The organism is Streptomyces sp. NPDC027672 (genome assembly GCF_055566335.1).
The window spans coordinates 1-3,969 of the sequence record NZ_JBVHSO010000033.1 but is presented as its reverse complement, the minus strand read 5'-3'; the positions used below and the strand labels follow the sequence as shown (position 1 = coordinate 3,969).

General features: G+C 61.9%; 2 protein-coding genes and 1 pseudogene. All 3 read right to left on the bottom strand.

What is annotated here, in order from left to right; translation table 11 throughout:
* A partial coding sequence (locus ACZ4SV_RS36290; protein ID WP_468011411.1) for a hypothetical protein occupies positions 1-2,618 on the bottom strand: 2,618 nt, incomplete at its 3' end.
* Between the two features lie 2 nt (positions 2,619-2,620).
* Positions 2,621-3,127 (bottom strand): hypothetical protein, encoded by a 507-nt coding sequence (locus ACZ4SV_RS36285; protein WP_467384771.1) that lies wholly within the window; start codon positions 3,125-3,127, stop codon positions 2,621-2,623.
* Positions 3,128-3,179: 52 nt separating this feature from the next.
* Positions 3,180-3,969: pseudogene (locus ACZ4SV_RS36280) on the bottom strand (hypothetical protein); the annotation flags it as partial.

Here is a 3,969-nt window from a genome sequence, read left to right as displayed (position 1 = left end):
AGCCGCTTCATCAAGTAGTTGCGTGTGACAAACGAGTGGTTGAGCGCGATGACCGATTGCATGGTGTTGGCCAGCAAATCGGCTTCGTTCTCCGACCCGTAGGTGTTGATAAGGCTGTCGTGGCCCTGCACCGCGATCACCGGCATCAACCCCAGGCTTCGGGAGGTGCTGAAGAGCAGCACGTCGTCCGAAGTCAGCAGCAAATGCGCCTCGTCCATCATCAGCAGCACGTCGGTTTGGCCCGGCAGCATTTCGCGCCACTTGTCGCCGTGCGCCCCGCGTGCCCGAATGCCGTTCATGACACGCTGCTTGAGCAACCGCTGCATCATGTCGCCCGCTTCGCCGAACTGGGTGGGGGGCAGGAACAAGCCCACGAACTTCCCGTAAAGCGCCTGAGAGACGTCCACTTCCCCACGTTCGACGGAATGCCACGGGATGTCATCTGCCGTCCGGAGCTTTTCACCCCGAAGCAGTTTTTCGATGAGCCCCCGCGAGTTCAACGTGAAGGACTGGCGCTGCTCTTTATGCATTGCAGGAACGCCCAGCAATGCCCATTCCAGCGAGCTTTGCAGCTGGGACATGGGACGCAGCAAGTCGGGATGGACGGTCTCGGACCGGGTGGCCAAGCGGTTGTGGTAGTCCCGGGAGTAGGCGGCATAGGCCTCCCGCTCTTCGTCAGTGCTAGACGTATCCGGGCGCTCCAACCCCAACCAGTTCACCAACTCCAGCACGCGAGCGCTGGCAATCTCCCCGCCACGCGGCGTCGGCACCACCTGCTCAACCATCGCCAACAGCTTGGCATGGTGGAATGGGGTGTAGAACCAGTTCCGGGAAGCCTCCGCCACAATCGCGTAAGTGCCCATTTGCTCTTCCACGCGAGCCAGCGCCGCTTCCAGGTCTTCCAACCCCAAGCCACGCTTCTCCAACTCCTCCCGCTCCAGCAGCATCATCAACCGGGCGTGCTCCAACCCTTCCAGCTTGGCGATGCAGAAGTCTCGGTAGGCCTGCTCGTGCTCGCATGCGGCCTTCAGGATGATGCCGGTGTGGAAGAGGAAAGCGTCGCCGCCATCGCTCCAGAGCTTGGACTTCTCATCAACCTTGCCGCCGGTCGCGCCGCGAAGGGCCTTGGTGATTTGATCCGGCTCCAGGCCCTCGTAGGGGGCCACCGACATGCCTGCGCGCACGACGATATCAAACGCGTCCTTGCCCAGATCGGAGATGATCGCGCCGTCCTTCGCGTCGAGGATGAGTGCTCCACCCCCGCTGCGCTTCGCATCAAGAACGGTCTCGCCCGCGGCGCTCCCCTTCAGTTCATTCCGCAGTCCTACGGCTAATGCGGACTCGCGATAGCGACGGGCCAACGGCCGCAGCACGCTGAAGGACTTGCCCGAACCGATACGCCCGTAGACGATCAGGCCTTGGGTCAGGTCGCGCCAGGACAGCATCATCACCGTGCCCTTGTCCGGCGCAAAGCCATGGCCGCGGTCGTTCAGGTGACCAGACGCTCGACCCACCTTCAAAAGCGGGGTCTTGTCGCGCAACGCTTCGGCAGCCTGCTGCTCGCGGGCCTTCACGTGGGACTTGGACAGGGCACCCTGGGTCGCCAGGTTGTTGTCCAGGTTTTGCAGGTAGAGGCGAGCGGCCGTTTGAACGAAGTTGCCTTCCGTGAACTGCAAGGCATACATGGCCGCGATCACAAACGCCACGGCCACGCCCATCCCGTCCGGGAGAAGGGAGCCAATCCCAACAAGGGCCAAGATCACCACCATCCACTTCATCATCTGAATGAAGCGCTCGGCGGTCCCCCCCAGCACGCCCCGGTGGGGATGCGAGGCCGCACTCAGGAAGGCCGCAAACAACAGCAGGCCAGGAATGGTCAAGATCAGAAGAACGATGCCCGCCATTTTGGCAAAGCCCGCAGCGACCGCCATCATCCCCGCTCCCGTGTTCATCGGGTCAACCGCTGCTTGCCCCATGCTGGCCGCGTCCACGTGGAGCGCGGACGACAACGCCGCCGAAGCGGTTGCAATCAGCACGGGCAGCACCATCAGGGCCAGGCCCTTGAAGGCTTCCTTCATCCCTTCCGCTTGCTTCAACGCAACAAAGTAAGGAATGGCAGCCAGCAGCACCACGTAACTAAAAGCGCCAATGAGCGAGCCCAAGAAGTATTGAACCGCACCAATCAGCGGGAAGGCCAGATACATCAGCGAGGTTGCAGTGCTGTCGCCGCCCAGCGCCATGTCGTCCCCCAGCACGAAGCCTTCGGCACGACGTCCTTCCTTGGTGATGATCATGCGGGCCTGGGTGTTGCGCAGATCCTCCGGAACCTTCGGCCACCACGGATGGAACTGGTCCAGATCCAGTTCTTCGGGCACAACCAGTGCCATCTCTTTCTCGTCGAAAACCGCGCCCGCTTGGACCGCCATATCTACATCCTCTGGGGGAACGTCCAGCACGCGGCTCTTCACGCGGTCGCTCACGTCAAAGCGCCCGACCAAGTTTTCGTAGCGGTCATTGCCGTCCAGAATGATTTGCTCCAGCGTGCTCGACGCTTGATCGTCCTTCTTGAACAGCTTGCGGCCAATACCGACCGTCCAATCCATCAGCGATAGCAACATGCTCAGTGCCTCCCGTTGTTGTTGTTGTTGGTTTGAGATAGCGCCTGACACGCCACGATTTCCTGAGGCGTGATGGTGCCGCTCGTCCATTTCTTTTTGCACTCGTTCAACGACAACGAGGGCGCGAGTTGGATCGCCGCCGGCGAAGGGCGTGTTCCTTTCACTTTGTTGACGACCAATGCCCCAAAGCAAAGGGCCACGCACGCGGCCGAGGTGACAAGAAAGCCGGCTTTGGACACATGTTTTTCGCTGGCGTGCCGAACCTGGCTGGCGCGCAGGGCGTCCATCCTCCAGGCATCAAAGTCCTCATCGTTTGCCACCGGCATCTTCCGGTCCGCCCGCAGGTAGTAATACGAGGTCAGGACGTTCTCTCGGCAATCGGAGAGCCCAAATCTTTCTGGGTTACCAATGAAAAATCGCCCATGCAGGTTGAGCCACTTCGATCCGAAGTGGAGCTTTCCGGGCTTTCGATACTGCGTAAACAACCACCCAAACATTTTTCCTCCCATCTTTCATGGATACACATTCTTTCTAGCAAGGCTTTCGATAAGCGCAAGCACCTCACCTGATCTTTTCTGCCCACGCGTCGATATCGCTGTTGGCTTGGTCCTGCCAATCGTTTTTCGGCTCGGGTTTAGCAACAGGCTTGGGGGCCGGCTTGGGCTTTGCAGCTGGTTTCGAAACCGGCACCGGCTTTGACGCCGGGGCAGTTGCCGGGGTCTGGGCCTTAGGTGGCTCTGCCAGCACCGGGGCTTCCACAACCGGGGCAGCGACCGCGGCCTTCTCTTCCACCGGGGCAGTCACGGGCTTGGGCTCCTCGACCTGGGGCGGCGCGGATACAACCGGAGCAACTGGCACGGCGACGGGGGCCGGGGCAGTCACTGCTGCAGCCGGTTTGTCTTGGAGCGGAACGGTTTCGCTGGAGCGGTGAGTGGTCCACCACGCCAACGCCCCACCCAGCACAAGGACGGCCACGCCCGACCCAGCCAGAAGTTGCCAGCCCTTCTTGTTGCTGGCCTTCGCCGACGCCTCACCGGCCGGATTGGCCTTGAGGGCTTCCGGTTTCACCGGGGCCCGGGTCGACGTCGCCTTGGGGGCCGGTGCCGGGGCTTGAGCTGACTTGCTCGGTTCGGGGTTCGGAACAGACGGGGCCACCAGCTCGGCCGGCACTGGAGCGGCAGGCGTTGCGTCCACGGCTTCACTGACGGCAGGCGCAGGAGCGCTGACCGGCTCTTTGATGACAGGCGCGGGGCCTGCTTCTGGTTCTGCTGTCGGCTCGGGAACCACCTCCTCAACAACCGGCTCGGGCGCTTCGGGAGCGGAATCGGTTTGAACGGGCTCGGGCTCAACC

Excerpts from the sequence above, each read along its gene's own strand:
- ACZ4SV_RS36285 (WP_467384771.1), bottom strand. The coding sequence starts at position 3,127 with ATGGGAGGAAAAATGTTTGGGTGGTTGTTTACGCAGTATCGAAAGCCC.